At 69.9% G+C, this 15,462-nt stretch carries 13 protein-coding genes; 5 read left to right on the top strand and 8 right to left on the bottom strand.

Going from position 1 to position 15,462, the window contains the following annotated elements; all coding sequences use genetic code 11:
* Positions 1-3: 3 nt before the first annotated feature.
* Positions 4-972: a hypothetical protein gene (locus ABEA39_RS12500; RefSeq protein ID WP_345376230.1), complete on the top strand. Its 969-nt coding sequence runs from the start codon at positions 4-6 to the stop codon at positions 970-972.
* Positions 973-1,078: 106 nt separating this feature from the next.
* On the opposite strand, the gene ABEA39_RS12495 is transcribed toward ABEA39_RS12500, so the two are convergent.
* Positions 1,079-1,504, bottom strand: a complete 426-nt coding sequence (locus ABEA39_RS12495) for an organic hydroperoxide resistance protein (RefSeq protein WP_345376229.1) — start codon at positions 1,502-1,504, stop codon at positions 1,079-1,081.
* Positions 1,505-1,633: 129 nt separating this feature from the next.
* Here ABEA39_RS12495 and ABEA39_RS12490 point away from each other — a divergent pair, with 129 nt between their 5' ends.
* From ABEA39_RS12490 to ABEA39_RS12480, 3 genes are read left to right on the top strand one after another with little or no spacing between them, the layout of a single operon-like run.
* Positions 1,634-2,899 carry a hypothetical protein gene (locus ABEA39_RS12490; RefSeq protein WP_345376228.1) on the top strand — a complete coding sequence of 422 codons (1,266 nt, stop codon included), beginning with the start codon at positions 1,634-1,636 and terminating at the stop codon, positions 2,897-2,899.
* A gap of 33 nt (positions 2,900-2,932) precedes the next feature.
* Positions 2,933-4,048, top strand: a complete 1,116-nt coding sequence (locus ABEA39_RS12485; RefSeq protein WP_345376227.1) for a hypothetical protein — start codon at positions 2,933-2,935, stop codon at positions 4,046-4,048.
* Between the two features lie 32 nt (positions 4,049-4,080).
* Positions 4,081-5,226: an Ig-like domain-containing protein gene (locus ABEA39_RS12480; RefSeq protein WP_345376225.1), complete on the top strand. Its 1,146-nt coding sequence runs from the start codon at positions 4,081-4,083 to the stop codon at positions 5,224-5,226.
* Between the two features lie 83 nt (positions 5,227-5,309).
* Here ABEA39_RS12480 and ABEA39_RS12475 read toward each other — a convergent pair whose 3' ends face one another.
* On the bottom strand, positions 5,310-6,596 hold the full coding sequence (locus ABEA39_RS12475; protein WP_345376224.1) for an adenylosuccinate synthase: 1,287 nt from the start codon (positions 6,594-6,596) through the stop codon (positions 5,310-5,312).
* A 137-nt stretch (positions 6,597-6,733) separates the two neighbouring features.
* Between ABEA39_RS12475 and ABEA39_RS12470 the strand changes: the two genes are divergently transcribed.
* A complete protein-coding gene (locus tag ABEA39_RS12470; RefSeq protein WP_345376223.1) occupies positions 6,734-7,978 on the top strand; it encodes a mannosyltransferase family protein in 1,245 nt (414 codons plus the stop codon).
* Positions 7,979-8,088: 110 nt separating this feature from the next.
* Here the strand turns inward: ABEA39_RS12470 and ABEA39_RS12465 are convergent, their stop codons facing one another.
* From ABEA39_RS12465 to ABEA39_RS12440, 6 genes are all read right to left on the bottom strand, one after another.
* Entirely contained in the window at positions 8,089-8,766 is a 678-nt protein-coding gene (locus ABEA39_RS12465; RefSeq protein WP_345376222.1) for a copper resistance CopC family protein, read from the bottom strand.
* Complete coding sequence (locus tag ABEA39_RS12460; RefSeq protein WP_345376221.1) at positions 8,763-9,599, bottom strand: YcnI family copper-binding membrane protein; 837 nt, start codon at positions 9,597-9,599, stop codon at positions 8,763-8,765. The genes ABEA39_RS12465 and ABEA39_RS12460 overlap by 4 nt, the downstream gene beginning before the upstream one ends.
* Before the next feature lie 96 nt (positions 9,600-9,695).
* Positions 9,696-10,349, bottom strand: a complete 654-nt coding sequence (locus tag ABEA39_RS12455) for a hypothetical protein (protein WP_345376220.1) — start codon at positions 10,347-10,349, stop codon at positions 9,696-9,698.
* Positions 10,346-12,448: a cytochrome c oxidase assembly protein gene (locus ABEA39_RS12450; RefSeq protein WP_345376219.1), complete on the bottom strand. Its 2,103-nt coding sequence runs from the start codon at positions 12,446-12,448 to the stop codon at positions 10,346-10,348. The genes ABEA39_RS12455 and ABEA39_RS12450 overlap by 4 nt, the downstream gene beginning before the upstream one ends.
* 130 nt (positions 12,449-12,578) lie before the next feature.
* Entirely contained in the window at positions 12,579-14,159 is a 1,581-nt protein-coding gene (locus ABEA39_RS12445) for a Na+/H+ antiporter (RefSeq protein ID WP_345376218.1), read from the bottom strand.
* A gap of 91 nt (positions 14,160-14,250) precedes the next feature.
* Positions 14,251-15,417: an RtcB family protein gene (locus ABEA39_RS12440; RefSeq protein WP_345376217.1), complete on the bottom strand. Its 1,167-nt coding sequence runs from the start codon at positions 15,415-15,417 to the stop codon at positions 14,251-14,253.
* Positions 15,418-15,462 lie beyond the last annotated feature (45 nt).

The raw sequence follows: 15,462 nt of genomic DNA, 5'->3' as shown, positions 1-15,462 counted from the left end.
GACGTGGAGGTCGAGTCCGACCCCTCGACCGGGCGAACCGCGCTGCGAATCACGGGGGATGCCCGGGCCACCGCCCGCGTAATCGACTCCGCCGGGCGTTCTGTCGTCGGCGGCCCTCTTTTCGACGGCAAGAACACCTTCGTCTTCACGACGCCTCGCTCCGAGACCACGTACGACGTGACCCAGCACGTGGGCGGCGAATCCTCGCCGGCTCGCACCGTGACGGTGGCCGCAGGAGAGGGCGACGGGGTCCCCTCGCCTCCCCGGGTCGCCGTGCCGCCGCTGTCCGGCACCCGGGTGGTCCTCGACGTCGAGGCGGCACCGCAGAGCTTCGTGCAGATTCGTGATTCGCAGAAGACGATCCGCGCGACCGCCCTGCTGGGGGCCACCGGCCGACGCCAACTCGCCGTCGACGTCCCGGCCGGACAGGAGACGCGTCTCCAGGTGACGGCCACGCTCGGAGCCCACGAGTCGGCGGCCCGCAAGATCCTCGTCGCCCCGGCGCCCGTCATCGCCACCGACTGGAGCGGCACGACGGGCGCGATCCTCCGCATCGCCCGAGGCTCCGGCGACGTCACCATCTACGATTCCGAAGGCTCCGAGGTGGCCTTCCGCCTGGGCTCGTCGCCCACGGACAGCCTCGTGACAGTGCCGCTCACGGGAGCCTCGACATCGTTCACCGCGGTCCGCAGCAGCGGCGGTTTCGACGCGTCCCCCCTCCCGCTCGACGTCGCCTCCGAGAACACCGCCCTCGCCCCTCCGACCGTCACCGAAGACGCCTTCGGCCGAGTGACCCTCCACGGGCAACCCTGGTCGATCGTGACCGTCACCCCAGCCGAGGGCGAACCGCTGACTGCCCGAATCACTAGCGCGGGCGCAACCGGGCCTCTGGCTCTGGAGGCCGGGGTCACCCACGAGGCACGCCTCTCCGTCGAGCGCGACGAGTCGAGCGCGCTCGTCTTTACCCCCTGAGCCACAGGGCCCTCGCCCCTTCACGCGGAAGGCCCGGATCCCCTGAGGGATCCGGGCCTTCGAAGATAAGGGAGAGCGCGGGATGCACACCCGCGCCTCAGCGGCGTCAGTCGACGATCGTGACCGTCACCTCGACGTTGCCCCGCGTGGCGTTGGAGTACGGGCAGACGTGGTGCGCGCCGTCGGCCAACTCCTGGCGCTTCTCCGGCGCCACGTTCGGAATGTAGACGTCGAGCTCGACGGCCAGGCCGAAGCCGCCGTCGCCGTTCGGGCCGATGCCGACGCTGGCCGAGACGGAGGCGTCCTTCGTGTCGAGCTGCATCGACTTGCCGACGCCATGCAGGGCGCTGAGGAAGCAGGCCGAATAACCCGCTGCGAAGAGTTGCTCCGGGTTGGTCCCCTCGCCGGATCCGCCCAGCTCCTTGGGCGGCCGGGTGTCGAAGTCGAGGCGGTCGTCTTCACTGCGGACGTGACCATCGCGGCCACCCCCGGTGGCATGAGCGATTGCGGTGTAGGCGATTTCAAGTGTCATACGGCTAAGCACATACCCCTCGTCTGAGCGAAGTCTGAGGACCCCGGCAGGTCACGTCTCTCTGCAACATGTAACATGTCAGGCATCCGTGTCGACCCGACGATGCATCCACCTCGACCGAGAGTTCTCATGAAGAAGCCTGCTTTCGTTTTGTCCACCGGCATCGTCGGAGTCGTCCTCGCCTGCTCGCTCAACCTCCAGCAGGCCTCCGCCGAGCCGGCATCCGGCGCGGGCGTGACCGCCGGCTCCGGCGCACCCTCTGACGCCGCCGTGCCACGCGCGTTCGAGCCCCTCGCGGGCACCGTCATCGACCTCACGAAGACCTCCGCCACGATCCGCGTCGAAGGCGGAGTCGAGGGTCAGCGTGCTCAGCTCCTCGACAGCGAGGGCAGCGTCGTCGCAGAGAAGCTCCTGGTCAAGCCCCCGCGACAGCCAGCTCCTCGCGCCATCGTCCGCACGCCGATCCGGTTCGGCACCGTGAATCACTTCAGGCTGCGCATCAAAGACGACGACACGCTCTCCGAGGCACGAGACTTCGACGTCGACGCCGACGTCACAGCGGTCGACCCCGTCAAGCTGTTGCGTGTCACCGCCACGCCGACCGGCAAACCGATCATCCAGGTCGAGGGTCGGCTCGGAGCCCGGATCGAGATCACGAATTCGCGAGGCCGAGTCGTGGGCACCCAGACCCTCGACGAGAAGGCCGACTCATTCATCACGATCGACGAACGAGGCGAAGATCTCGCCGTCAGCCCTCAGTACACCGTGGTCCAGAAGTTCGGCGGCGCCACCTCCACGCCGGTTCCGTTCAGCCGCTTCGATTACACACTTCCCCCGGAGGGCGATCTCATCGCGCCGACCCTGACGAGCCAGGAGACGAACGACTGGGGTCTCACGACTCTGTCCTTCGACGCGACCAACGCCCCCGACGACAGCCTCGTCGTGGTCAAGGACATGAACCGCAAGCGACTCGCGGCCGGACTCGTGAGCGATGGCAAGGCCGTTGTCGAGTTCGTCAAGCGCGGCAGCGAGGTGCAGCTCTATGCGTCCGTCGAAGTCCTGGCGACGGCAGAGGACCCCCAGGAATACGAGTCCGCAGCCACCCCCGTCGTCATCAACGCCGGTGTCGGCACCCAGGTTCCCGACGCTCCGAGCATCGAGAAGACCGAGACGGGGGATGCACGGACCACCGTCACCGTCGCTGCCGAACCCGGCGGACTCGTGACCATTCGCGACGAGAACGGTGCCGTCGTCGCCAAGCGTCTCGTCGGAGCGAGCTCCACCGCGGTGCAGCTGCTCGTACCGGTCACGGCCCGAACCGGCGGCGAGTACCTCGTCTACCAGAACAACGGCAACGCCGACTCCACGCCCACCGCTTTCACCCTCGGCAAATGAGCCACCTCCCCCTCTCCTGCAGAAAGAGCCCCCATGTTCCCTCGTAAGACCCTCGCGACCGTGTGCCTCGGCACCGCACTCACCGCCGCCGCATTCGGCACCAGCGCCGCAGCCACCGCCGCACCCGCACCCACCCCGGCCCGCGCATCCACCGCACCGGCCACCGACGTCACCACCACCCCCACCATCGACGGCACCCGCGCCGTCATCACCATCACCGGCCAGAAAGGCCAGAAGATCGTGATCCGGGATGCCGGACAACGCGCCATCGCCGGCACCACCCTCACCGCACCCACCACCACCCTCACTTTCACCGCCCCGACCTCGAAGCCGGCCTACACGGTCGACATCGACGGCACCCCCCAGACCTCCGCCGCGTTCACCCTCCGCGACGACATCGTCACCCCCACCGACAAACCCACCGTCGACGACGTCGACACCACCGGCACCCGCGCCATCGTCGACGTCACCGCAGCACCCCGCGCCATCGTCAAAGTCAAGAACGACGACGGCGACATCCTCGGCCTCCGCCTCGCCGACGCGACTGGACACGTCAGCATCCCCATCCCCGTCGCCACCGACACCGACACCCCGCTGAAGGTCAGCCAGACCGTTGGCGCCACCGAAAGCGACGAGGCCGACGCCGCCTCGCTCATAGAGATCAAGGATGCTTCGGTGCTCTATGCCGGGAGGGCAGCCGCCACCGTCAAGGTCGAGCTCCTCGCCCTGGGCGAGGTCAAGATCTTCGACGAGGACGGAACGGAGGTCCAGGCGATCCTTCTCGACTCGAACGGACTGCGCGACCTCTACACGGTCCCCTTGGTCGCCGGACGAACCAACGTCTTCGACGTGGTGCGCACCAACTCCCTCGGCAGCTCCAAACCTGTTCGGCTCACCGTGCCCGGCGATGCCGCGGCACTGTCGGCGCCCAGCGCCACGGTCGCGAACTCGACGGCACCCCTCGTCCTCCGAGGGGTTCCCGGCGCACGATTCCACGTCGTGGGTGGTGGCCGCGACGTCCACGTCGGCTCCCTCGAGACGGGGACCGCCGTCTTCGCCGACACGACGCCCGGCGCCACCTACGCGGTCACCCAGGAGATCGGAACCGAGGTCTCGCCGAGCTTCTCCGTCACCGTTCCTGCCACCTAGGCCGCCTCCCTCCCCATCAGAAAGAGCCACAGATGTTCCCTCGTAAGACCCTCGCGACCGTGTGCCTCGGCGCCTGCCTCACCGCCGGCGCCCTCGGCAGCGGCGTCGCAGCCACCGCCGCACCCGCACCCACCCCGGCCCGCGCATCCACCCCTCCCACCCCCACCACCGACGTCACCACCACCCCCACCATCGACGGCACCCGCGCCGTCATCACCATCACCGGCCAGAAAGGCCAGAAGATCGTGATCCGGGATGCCGGACAACGCGCCATCGCCGGCACCACCCTCACCACACCCACCACCACCCTCACTTTCACCGCCCCCACCACGAAACAGGCCTACACGGTCGACGTCGACGGCACCCCCCACGCCTCCGCCGCGTTCACCCTCCGCGACGACATCGTCACCCCCACCGACAAACCCACCGTCGACGACGTCGACACCACCGGCACCCGCGCCGTCGTCGACGTCACCGCCGCACCCCGCGCCGTTGTCAAAGTCAAGAACGACGACGGTGAGGTCCTCGGCCTCCGCCTCGCCGACGCCCGAGGGCACGCCACCGTCTCCGTCCCTGTCGCCGCGGACGACGATACGGCCCTGTCAGTGAGCCAGACCGTCGGCGCCATCGAGAGCGAGGACGAGGACTTCTGGTCGCTGGTCGACTTCCGCGGCGCCGACGTCACCTACACGGGCCTCACGCACGCCCTGCTGAGCGTCAAGGCCTTCGCGGACGGCCAACTCGTCATCACGGCCGAGGACGGCGCCGTCGTCTGGAACAAGCCCATGTTCCACAGCCAGGACGGGGCCCGGGCAATGGTCCCCGTGACTCCCGGCAAGGCGACGAAATACACCCTGACCCGCTCCAACAGCTGGGGCACGGGAAAGCCGCTGACGATCGAGGTGCCGGCCGCCGGCAGCCACCTCGAGAAGCCCGACGTCTCGTACGTCACGAACTTCTCCCCGGACTTCCTCAACGTCAAGGGCATTCCGGGAGCCACCGTCCACGCCACCGTAGACGGCGGCTTCGACAACGGCGGCTGGGAGCACTCCGGCCTCATCAAAGCCGGGGGCGGGTTCCCCATCCTGAACCCTCCGGCCGGCCACTACGTCGTCACGCAGGAGTTCGGCGACGACGTCTCCGAGAGCGTCGAGATCGACGTGCCGCCGGCGAACTGAGCAGACGAAACGACGACGAAGGGCGCGGGATCCTCGGATCCCGCGCCCTTCGCGGTTTTCGACGTCGTGACGCCGCGAGGCCGTCAGCCCAGCAGGTCGTGCCGCACGATGATCTCGTCGCGGCCGGGGCCGACGCCGATCACCGAGATGCGCGCGCCCGAGATCTTCTCGACCGCGAGCACGTAGTCCTGGGCGTTCTGCGGCAGGTCCTCGAAGGTGCGGGCGCCGGTGATGTCTTCGGACCAGCCGGGGAACTCCTCGTAGATCGGCTTCGCGTGGTGGAAGTCGGACTGCGACACGGGCATCTCGTCGAAGCGCACGCCGTTGACGTCATAGGCGACGCAGACCGGGATGGTCGTAAGGCCGGTCAGGACGTCGAGCTTCGTCAGCACGAAGTCGGTCACCCCGTTGATCCGTGCCGAGTAGCGGGCGATGGGGGCGTCGTACCAGCCGCAACGGCGCGGCCGACCGGTCGTGGTGCCGAACTCGAAGCCGTTCGCGCGAAGGAACTCGCCCGACGCGTCGAACAGCTCGGTCGGGAACGGGCCCGCGCCGACACGCGTCGTGTACGCCTTGACGATGCCGATGACCCGCGAGATACGGCCCGGACCGATACCCGAGCCCGTGGCCGCTCCGCCGGCGGTGGCCGACGACGAAGTCACGAACGGGTAGGTGCCGTGGTCGACGTCGAGCATGGTGGCCTGGCCGGCTTCGAACAGGACGTTCTTGTCGTCCTCCAGTGCCTGGTACAGCTCGAGGGCGGTGTCGGCCACCATCGGCCGGAGGCGCTCGGCGTAGCTGAGCAGGGTGTCGACGATCTCGTCGGCGCTGATCGCGCGACGGTTGTAGATCTTCACCAGCAGGTGGTTCTTCTGGTCGAGAGCGGCCTCGACCTTCTGGCGCAGGATGTTCTCGTCGAAGAGGTCTTGCACGCGAAGGCCGACGCGGTTGATCTTGTCGGCGTAGGCCGGGCCGATGCCGCGACCGGTGGTGCCGATCGAGCGGCTGCCGAGAAAGCGCTCGGTGACCTTGTCGAGAGTGCGGTGGTAGTGCGTGATGAGGTGCGCGTTGGCGCTCACGCGCAGCTTCGAGACGTCGACTCCGCGGGCGATCAGCGCGTCGAGCTCGTCGAAGAGCACCTCGATGTCGATGACGACGCCGTTGCCGATGACCGGGGTGACGCCGGGGGTCAGGATGCCGGACGGCAGCAGGTGCAGGGCGTACTTCTGGTTGCCGATCACGACCGTGTGACCGGCGTTGTTGCCGCCGTTGAACTTGACGACGTAGTCGATGCGCTCACCGAGCAGGTCGGTGGCCTTGCCTTTGCCCTCGTCGCCCCACTGGGCTCCGATGATCACGATTGCGGGCATTGCGTCTCCTCGCGGTGGGGAATCGCACCGTGGGCAGGTGCACCCCAGTGTATCGGAGGGGTGGATGCACGGCCCGGGTCGGCTCGGGCGGGCGCCGGGCAGCTATCGGCGACCCGGTGCGCCGCTACGGTGGTCGCATGTCGTCGACCGTCGTGACCCCGGCCGGGCGCGCCGCGACGACTCGGGCCCGCCTCTGGGCGACGAGGCATCCGATCGTCGCGGTGGTGGCGCTGTACGGGCTGTCGCGCCTCTGGAGCACGCTGCTGCTCGGCGGCTGGTACGGACTGGCGCACGCGAACGTGTGGCGGCTCGGCAATGCCGGGCGGGGTGCATCCCCCGCTGCGTATCTGAACTCGTGGGACTCCGAGTTCTATCTCCGCATCGCGCGCCAGGGCTACCCGGTGCCCCTGCCGGTCGACGGCGAGGGGCACGTGCTCGGCGGGGCGTGGGCGTTCCTGCCGGTGTTCCCCTGGCTGACGCGCGGGCTCGCGACGCTCACGGGGGCGCCCCTCGCCGACGCGGCGGTGATCGTGGCGCTGCTGGCGGGCGGGGCTGCGACCGTGGCGTTGTTCCACCTCGTGCGGGAGGTCCGGCGCCGGACCCCGGGCGCCGTGGCGGCGACCTCAACGGCGCTCTGGACCACGGCCCTGTTCTGCTTCGGCCCGCTGGCGTTCCTGCTGCAGGTCGGCTACGCCGAGGGCCTCTCCCTCTTCTTCGTCTTCGCCGGCCTGCTCGCGGTCCTCCGACGGCACTATCTCCTCGTGCTCGCCTTCGGCGTGGCCGCAGCGTTCACCCGGCCGGGCGGGGCCCTCGCTCTCGCCGTGGCGCTGGGCGTCCACCTGATCGTCCGTCTCGTCCGCGCCCACCGGGGCGAAGAGGGCGGGATGCCCGCCCGCACCCTCGCCGCAGCCCTCGTCGCCGGCCTCGGCACCGCAGCCGCGGGCCTCGCGTGGTCGCCGATCGTCGGCGCCCTCACGGGTGTCCCCGACGCCTACCTCCAGACGGAGATGGCCTGGTGGACGGCCTCCGTCGGGCGGATCCGGTTCGTCCCGCTCACGCCCTGGTTCGTGATGGGTTCCGCGTACCTCGGCTGGGCCGGGCCGCTCGTGGTGCTGCTCGCGCTGGCGGCCGGCGTCGTGTGGTTCACGAGGCGAGGGGCGAGGATGCTCGGGGCCGAACTGCTGGCGTACGGCGCGAGCTGGTGCCTGTACCTCGTCGCCGTGTTCCTGCCGCAGCAGAGCCTGTGCCGGCTGATCCTGCTGCCCCTCGCGCCACTCGCAGCCGACCCGCTGATCCTGCGCCACCGCCGCCTCGTCCTGGCGGCCGGGCTGGTGCTGCAGCCCGTCGCCGTGGTCGTGCTGTGGAGCGTTTCCTTCCCCTGAGCCGCGGCCTGTGCTGCCCCCTCTCTCCGACGCCATCGCCGAAAGGTCGGTTTCAGGGCTCCCTTCTGCTCAGGGAGCCCCGAAACCGACCACTCGACGCAGGGCGGCTCTCAGTCCTCGGGCGGACCGGCCGACGGGCGACGGTTGCGCACCAGGACGATCACGACCGCGACGATCGCCACGACGACGACCCCACCGCCGATCCCGAGCGCCGGGCCGAGGGCGGAGGTGCCGTTCGACGAGCCGGATCCCGTACTCGAACCGGAGCCGCCCGCGTCGCTGGAGACGCCCGCCGCCGACGACGAGCCGGACGATCCCGACGAGCCCGACGATCCGCCCGAGCTGCCACAGGCCGGTCGCGAGGCCTTCCCGACGGCGGCCGCGACCGCAGCGGGCTTCTCGTACGTGAACGCGATGGAGCTCGACACGGTGTGGCCGTCGGCGGACACGATCTGCCACGTGACGGTGTACTTCCCCGAGCCTCCGAGGTCGACCGGTGTCGTGACGTGCGTGTCGGCGATGGCCGCGCATCCCGCCTCGAAATGCTTGCCAGCGGCGTTCGTGACCTCGACGACGTTCGACGAGCCGTCGCCGGAGAGATCGAGAACGCGGTCGTCGAACGTCAGGACGACCTTCGACAGGGCGCTGGACTGCGTCGAGCCCGCGGCCGGGGTCGACGAGACGAGGTAGTCGTGTGCGCTGGCCGACAGCGCGGGTGCGAGCGCCAGGAGTCCGGCGCCGACCACCACCGAGGCGGCGACGGCGACTCGACGCAGTCCCGTCCTCATTCCTGCGACCCGCTGTCGGCGGGAGCGGCGGGAGCGGCGGGAGCTGCGGGAGCTGCGGGAGCTGCGCCGGCGGAAGGCGCGCTAGTCGCCGTCCGACGCGCAGCACCGCCCGACCGGCTCGCCCGGACGTAGGCGAGCAGCGCCACGATCAGCGCGATCACGCCCAACCCGAGACCGCCGATGCCGAAGCCCAGCCCGAGCCCGTCGTCACCGTTCGACGAGGACGACGAAGCCGCGACCGGAGCCGCCGTCGACGTCGCCGCCACGATGCCCTGGTCGGCGTCGGCCGGCGGGGTGTCGTTGATGTAGAGAGTGGGCGCGGGATGCTCGGGCTCGTCCCCCGACGACGGCGTCGCCTCGTCCCACCTCACGACCGTGCCGTCGGAGTAGGTCTGGATCGCGGGCAGCTCGACCTTGCCGGTGTCGGGCACGGCACCGGCGGAGACGAAGAACTGCTGGAACGCGCCGGGCACGATACCCGCGCCGGCGTCGGCGGTCCACACGACCTTGGTGACGCCCTCGGTGATGGTTCCGCTCGACGTCTTCACAGGGGCGGGCAGCGTGGCCGTGGTCACGACGGCGGTCCAGCCGGTGATCGGCTGATAGCTGACGGAGGTGAACGGGTGATCGGTCGGGAAGTCGACTTCGAGCTTCACGGTCGAAGCGGTGGCCGACTCGGTCGGCACCTTGAAGGCGAGCGTCGCGTAGTCGCCCGCCGGAGCGGACTCCGGGACGACGTGGACATGGGCGGACGCCGCGAGAGGCGCGGCGAGCACGAGCAGGGCGGAGGCGGAAGCCACGGCCGAGACGCGCACGAGTGTTCTGGTGTTCATGGGAGGAGTCCTTCTATGAGGCCGCGGGCACGCCGGTCTGCACGAGGGCAGACGGAACGGCGGCCGCTCGGCGGCCGGAGTGATGTGGGGTGGGGGTCAGGCCGCCACGGGCGGACCACGGTGGGGCCTCGCTGTGAGGAGAATGCTCGTGGGTCGCACCCCGCGGCGGTCCGCCAGGACACGCATCACCACGTGGCGCCGCTCGGCCGCGGCCTCGGGCAGATCCAGCACGACGGCCACCACGAGCCGCAGGCGTTCGCGTGCGAGCCGCACGAGGGTGGTGAAGGAGCGGCCGCCGTGGAGCAGGAGAGCGATCGTAACGACGGCCGCGAGGGCGTGTCCGGCCCACATCGACGCGTCGCTCATACCCGCCATGGTGTCGATCGGAGAACCGCCGGTCAGGGTCGGCAGCGTCGTCCGCCGGCCGCCGGACATGACCATGCCCAGCATGCTGGGCGACCCGGCCCCGGCAGGGGAGGCCGAGACGCGCGGCAGCGCCGCACCGAGGCTGAAGAGTACGTGGAAGACGAACTGGCTGAGGCCGACCGCGATCGACAGCCGCAGGGTCGACAGCCTCCGCCCGGCCAGGGCCGCGCTCGCGAGGAACGCGAAGGCGAGGCTGAGCACGACGCCGAGCACGCCCGGGTTCGAACCACCCCCGGCCAGGTGCGAGAGGGCCGCGATCAGCACGGAGCTCGTCGCGACGAACCCTCCTCGCGCGATGCGCCAGCCCCTCGACGTCAGAGTCACTCGTCGAGCCCGTGCCTCGTGCCTGCCGCGATCTCGGCGAGACGCTCGTTGTACTGACGGAGCTCGGCGTCGCCGTCGACCTCGGCGCGGCGGTCGTAGCGTTTGGCGACGCGCTCGTCGCTTCGCACCCACTGCCGCACGACCATCAGCGCGACCAGGACGGTCGGGAACTCGCCCGCACCCCAGGCGATCGCGCCGCCGGTGTGCTGGTCGTTCAAGAGCTCCTGGTAGTTCGTCTTGCCGAGGGCGTGCCACCAGTCGGCCGCGAGGATGTCGGTGCCCGACATGAGCGCGAGGCCGAAGAAGGCGTGGAAGGCCAGGGTCGCCATGAGCAGCATGAGGCGCAGCGGGTACGGCGGGCGCTTCGGCCCGGGGTCGACGCCGATCACGACGAAGAAGAAGACGTAGCCGGCCAGCAGGAAGTGGATCTCCATGATCAGGTGGCCGGGGTGGGTCTGCAGGGAGAGCTGGAACCAGCCGGTCCAGTAGAACGCGACGAGGCTGCCGGCGAAGACGATCGCGGCGACGACGGGGTGCGTGATGAAGCCGGCGTAGCGGGAGTGCGTGATGAGCAGGAGCCACTCGCGCGCCCCCCGGCTGCTGTCGCGTCGCTTGGGCAGGGTGCGGAGGGCGAGGAGGATCGGCGCTCCCAGCACGAGCAGCGGCGGGACGTACATCATCAGCACCATGTGCTGGATCATGTGCGTCGAGAAGTTGACCGCCCCGTAGACCGAGGGCCCGCCGCTCGTGGCGAAGACGAGGCCGAAGCAGCCGACCAGCCACGGCACCGTCCGGCCCCACGACCAGGAGTCGCCGCGACGGCGCAGCTTGACGACGGCGAGGACGTACAGCCCCGCCATCACGATCGCCACGGCGATGAAGAGGTAGTCGGGGTGGAACCCGAAGAGGAAGCGGGGCAGCGTGATCGGCTTCGGATACGGGAACCCGATGAGGCCGGACCGCGTGTCGGTGTCGGCGACCTGCGGAACCGGCGGCGCGCTCTTCGAGAGCGCGACCGACAGCCCCATGGCGACGGCCATGAAGACGACCTCGGAGACGGCGAGGCGCAGGAAGGCGCGCGACCGGGTCGGTTCGCGGACGAGCTGCGGGATGATGCGGCGGCGCTGGAAGAAACCTGCGACGCCGAGGCCGATGAGGATGATCGACTTGACGAGGATGAGCGCGCCGTAGCTGGTGGTGACCAGGTCGAGCGGGCCGGTCAGACGCAGGCTCGCGTTGATGACGCCCGAGAAGGCCACGAACGCGAAGGCCCAGATCGCGAGGGTCGAGTAGCGCGAGACGACCGTGGCCAGATTCTTGCCGACCTTGTTGCGCAGCAGGACGACCGCGATGAGCCCGCCCATCCAGACGGTGACGCCGACGAGGTGCATGGCCAGGCTGTTGACCGCGTTGACGTGCTCGTCGGTGCCGGAGGAGTGGCCGGAGAGCGCGAGCGGCATCAGAGCGAAGAGCGAGAAGACCAGCGCGGTGGCGATCCACGAGACGTTCTTCGTCGACACCAGAATCAGGAGCGCGATCAGCGTGGCGATGATCGAGACCACCCAGGTCTGCCCGACCGGCAACTGGAACGCCACGAAGAGGAACTGCGTGCGGAACGTCGACGAGGTGAGCGGCACCCCGAGCACGCTGGCGATGTTCAGCATCATGGCGGCGATGCCCGAGAGGAGCCACACCACGCCCGACCAGACGGCCCAGCGCGTGGCGTACCACTGGCTGAAGCTGGCCGACGAGGGATCCTTCTTCTGCCCCGGCAGCGCCAGCACCGAGATCACGAGCAGACCGATCGTGACCGCCGCAGCCCCGTCGAACACGGCGGTGACCATCGGGATCCCGTCGGTGACGACGGCCCCCGGCTGAACGATCAGGTGCCCGCCGATCGCTCCCGTGAAGACCATCGCGAGGAACGCCAGCGCGACGCCGAGGGGGATGCACAGCAGCAGCACGAGCGTGACCGGCTTGATCCGCCCGAGCGACGGGCGCGGCACGGTCAGCGTCTGCGGCTCGAAATCGAGGTCGTCGATGCGCGGCGTCGACGGATTCGAATCGGACGACGGGTTCGTCTTGGTGGTTTCGGACAAGGAGACGTCTCTCGGGGAGGGATGTGCCGGTGTTGCGGCTACCCGGTAATGATACGGAACGGGGATGCGCGTCCCCGTCCGTTGTCCACAGGCCCGGGCATCCCCCTCTCGGCGCCGAGAGACCTCGCGTCTAGTCGCCGAGCGGCTTCGGGTGGCGTGCTCGCAGCGCCGTCTCCTCGGCGTCGATCGCGGCCAGCACCGCCTGGACCGCGTCCTCTTGATACCGGCCGTCGTGCCGCGCGGTCAGGACCGCCTCGCGCTCGGCCTCGATCATCGCGTTCCGAAGCCGGGCGAACTGACTCGACGCCGGTTCGTGATCCGGGGGCGAGGGATGCTCGAGCGCCTCCGACAGGAAGCTCGCGGCCGCCCGCAGCTGGCCCACGACCCGCTCCTCGTCGTCGTCGGAACGCCTCTCGTCGAGCCGCGCGATCCCCGCCGCCCGCGCCTCCACCGTCAGGAGCTGCCGTTCGGTCTGCTCCTGGTCGAGGTTGGGCGGCGGAAGGTGCACGCGACGGATGATCGCCGGAAGCGGAAGGGCCTGGAGAAGGGTGCCGAGCACGACCACGAAGGCGAGGAACTGCAGCAGCTCGCGCTCGGGAGTGCCCTTCGGCAGGAGGAACACGGCGGCGAGGGTGACCACGCCGCGGATTCCCGACGACGCGACGACCGTGCTCGCGGGATGACTCCAGGCACGCTCGCGGACCCGCTCCGGCCCGTGCCGGTAGACGAAGGCGGCGAAGAAGACCCAGGCGAACCGCGATCCGATCACGACCGCGAGGACCGCGAAGCTGAGGCCGATGGTGGCCCAGAGCCCCGGTCCCGTGCGGACGACGCCCTCGAGCACCCCGGCGAGGTTGAGGCCGATGAAGAGGAAGACCGCGTTCTCGAGCAGGAACTGCACGGTTTTCCAGTTGAGCCGCTCGGCGACTCGGGCCTCCGCCGAGAGGACGACGGGCGACCGGTAGCCGAGGTAGAGGCCGGCGGTCACGACGGCGAGCGCGCCCGACCCGTGGAGCGCCTGCGCCGGGAGGAAGGCGAGGAACGGCGTGACGAGGGAGAGGCTCGTGTCGAGGACCGGAGAGTGCAGCTGCCGGCGGATGGCCGAGATGATGAGCCCGATCAGGAGGCCGACGCCGCCGCCGACCACGACCGCGAGCCCGAAGTCGAGCGCGATCTCGCCCGGCGTCACCACCGACACGATGGCCGCGATGGCCGCGTTCAGAGCCACCAGCGCGGTGGCGTCGTTGAGCAGGCTCTCACCCTCCAGGATCGTGACGACTCGGCGGGGCAGACCCACCTTGCCGGTGACCGCCGTCACCGCGACGGCGTCGGTCGGCGCGACGACCGCCCCGAAGGCGAAGGCCGCCGCCAGGCTGACGCCCGGCACGATCCACCAGGAGACGAAGCCGACGACGACGACCGTGAAGGCGACCAGGCCGACGGACATGACCAGCAGGCTGTCGTTGCGGGCCCGGACGTCGATCAGAGAGGTGCGGATAGCGGCGGCGAAGAGCAGCGGCGGGAGGATCGCATACAGCACGAGGTCCGGCTCGAGGCCCACGCGGGGCACCCCCGGCACGAAGGAGGCGATGGCGCCGACCGCCACGAGGGTCACCGGGGTGGACCAGCCGATCCGTCCGCTGAGGCCGGTCACCGCGACCGTCACGACGACGAACGCGACGACCCAGGCGATCGCTGTCACGGGATCCATGCCCCGAGAGTAGTGGGATGCACGGCGCCGGTGCGAGGGCGGCGAACGGCCCGGGTCCCCAAGAACCCGGGCCGCAGGGGGCCTCCGACCGCTAGTCGCCCTTCACGTTGACGATCTGCCGCAGCGTGTGCCGGATCGACACCAGATCGGACGCGTCCGCCATCACCTGGTCGATGTCCTTGTACGCCTGCGGGATCTCGTCGAGGAACGCGTCGGTGTCACGGAACTCGATCCCGACCATCGCCTCCCGGAGGTGGTCGTGCGTGAAGGTCTTGCGCGCGGCGGTCCGGGAGTAGTTCCGCCCGGCGCCGTGCGGCGACGACTCGAGCGCGACCTTGTTGCCGAGGCCCTCGACCACGTACGACGCCGTGCCCATCGACCCGGGGATGAGCCCGGGCTGCCCCGCCGAAGCGCTGATGGCGCCCTTCCGCGACAGCCAGACGTCGCGGCCGAAGTGCTGCTCCCGCTGCGTGAAGTTGTGGTGGCAGTTGATCCGCTCCTGCTCGATCACGGGCGTTCCCACCCATTCCGAGACCTGCCGGACCACCCGGTCCATCATCTCCTCGCGGTTCAGCAGCGCGAACCGCTGGGCCCACCGGAGCTCCTCGATGTAGCGGTGGAACTCCTTCGTGCCTTCGACGAGGTACGCGAGGTCGTCGTCGGGCAGGCTGATCCACCACTTCTTCATCAGGGCCTTGGCGACCTTGATGTGGGCCTGGGCGATCTTGTTGCCGACGCCCCGGCTCCCCGAGTGCAGGAAGAGCCAGACCGCGTCCGTCTCGTCGAGGCTGACCTCGATGAAGTGGTTGCCGGAGCCGAGCGTTCCGAGCTGCAGCTCCCACGACCCGGTGTACTGCTTCGGGTCGAAGCCCGCCTGCTCGGCGAGTTCCCGGAGCTCGAGGATGCGCGGCTCGGCCGTCGAGACGATCTTGCGGTTGTAGGCGCCCGCCGACGTCGGCACGGCCCGCTCGATCGACTCGCGCAGGGCCTTGCGGTCCTCCGGCAGGTCGGTCCTCGTGAACTGCGTCTTGACGGCGATCATGCCGCAGCCGATGTCGACCCCGACGGCCGCGGGCATCACGGCCCCGAGCGTCGGGATGACCGACCCGACCGTCGCGCCGAGCCCGAGGTGGGCGTCGGGCATCAGAGCCAGGTGGGGGAATATGAACGGCATGGTCGACGTGGTGCGAGCCTGCTCTTCGGCCTTGTGGTCGAGGATGCTCGCCCAGCTGAACAGCCGGTCGGTGATCTTCTTCATGGTCCTTTCGATTCTGTCGGTGGAGCGGAGTGCACCCGGGGAGGC

Source organism: Frondihabitans cladoniiphilus (assembly GCF_039544345.1).
GTDB lineage: Bacteria > Actinomycetota > Actinomycetes > Actinomycetales > Microbacteriaceae > Frondihabitans > Frondihabitans cladoniiphilus.
This window is presented reverse-complemented; position numbering and strand designations above follow the sequence as displayed.

Bases quoted from the DNA above. Each gene is read 5' to 3' on its own strand.
- ABEA39_RS12440 (WP_345376217.1), bottom strand. From the start codon at position 15,417: ATGAAGAAGATCACCGACCGGCTGTTCAGCTGGGCGAGCATCCTCGAC.
- ABEA39_RS12470 (WP_345376223.1), top strand. From the start codon at position 6,734: ATGTCGTCGACCGTCGTGACCCCGGCCGGGCGCGCCGCGACGACTCGG.
- ABEA39_RS12465 (WP_345376222.1), bottom strand. From the start codon at position 8,766: ATGAGGACGGGACTGCGTCGAGTCGCCGTCGCCGCCTCGGTGGTGGTC.
- ABEA39_RS12480 (WP_345376225.1), top strand. From the start codon at position 4,081: ATGTTCCCTCGTAAGACCCTCGCGACCGTGTGCCTCGGCGCCTGCCTC.
- ABEA39_RS12495 (WP_345376229.1), bottom strand. From the start codon at position 1,504: ATGACACTTGAAATCGCCTACACCGCAATCGCTCATGCCACCGGGGGT.
- ABEA39_RS12485 (WP_345376227.1), top strand. From the start codon at position 2,933: ATGTTCCCTCGTAAGACCCTCGCGACCGTGTGCCTCGGCACCGCACTC.
- ABEA39_RS12475 (WP_345376224.1), bottom strand. From the start codon at position 6,596: ATGCCCGCAATCGTGATCATCGGAGCCCAGTGGGGCGACGAGGGCAAA.
- ABEA39_RS12460 (WP_345376221.1), bottom strand. From the start codon at position 9,599: ATGAACACCAGAACACTCGTGCGCGTCTCGGCCGTGGCTTCCGCCTCC.
- ABEA39_RS12490 (WP_345376228.1), top strand. From the start codon at position 1,634: ATGAAGAAGCCTGCTTTCGTTTTGTCCACCGGCATCGTCGGAGTCGTC.
- ABEA39_RS12445 (WP_345376218.1), bottom strand. From the start codon at position 14,159: ATGGATCCCGTGACAGCGATCGCCTGGGTCGTCGCGTTCGTCGTCGTG.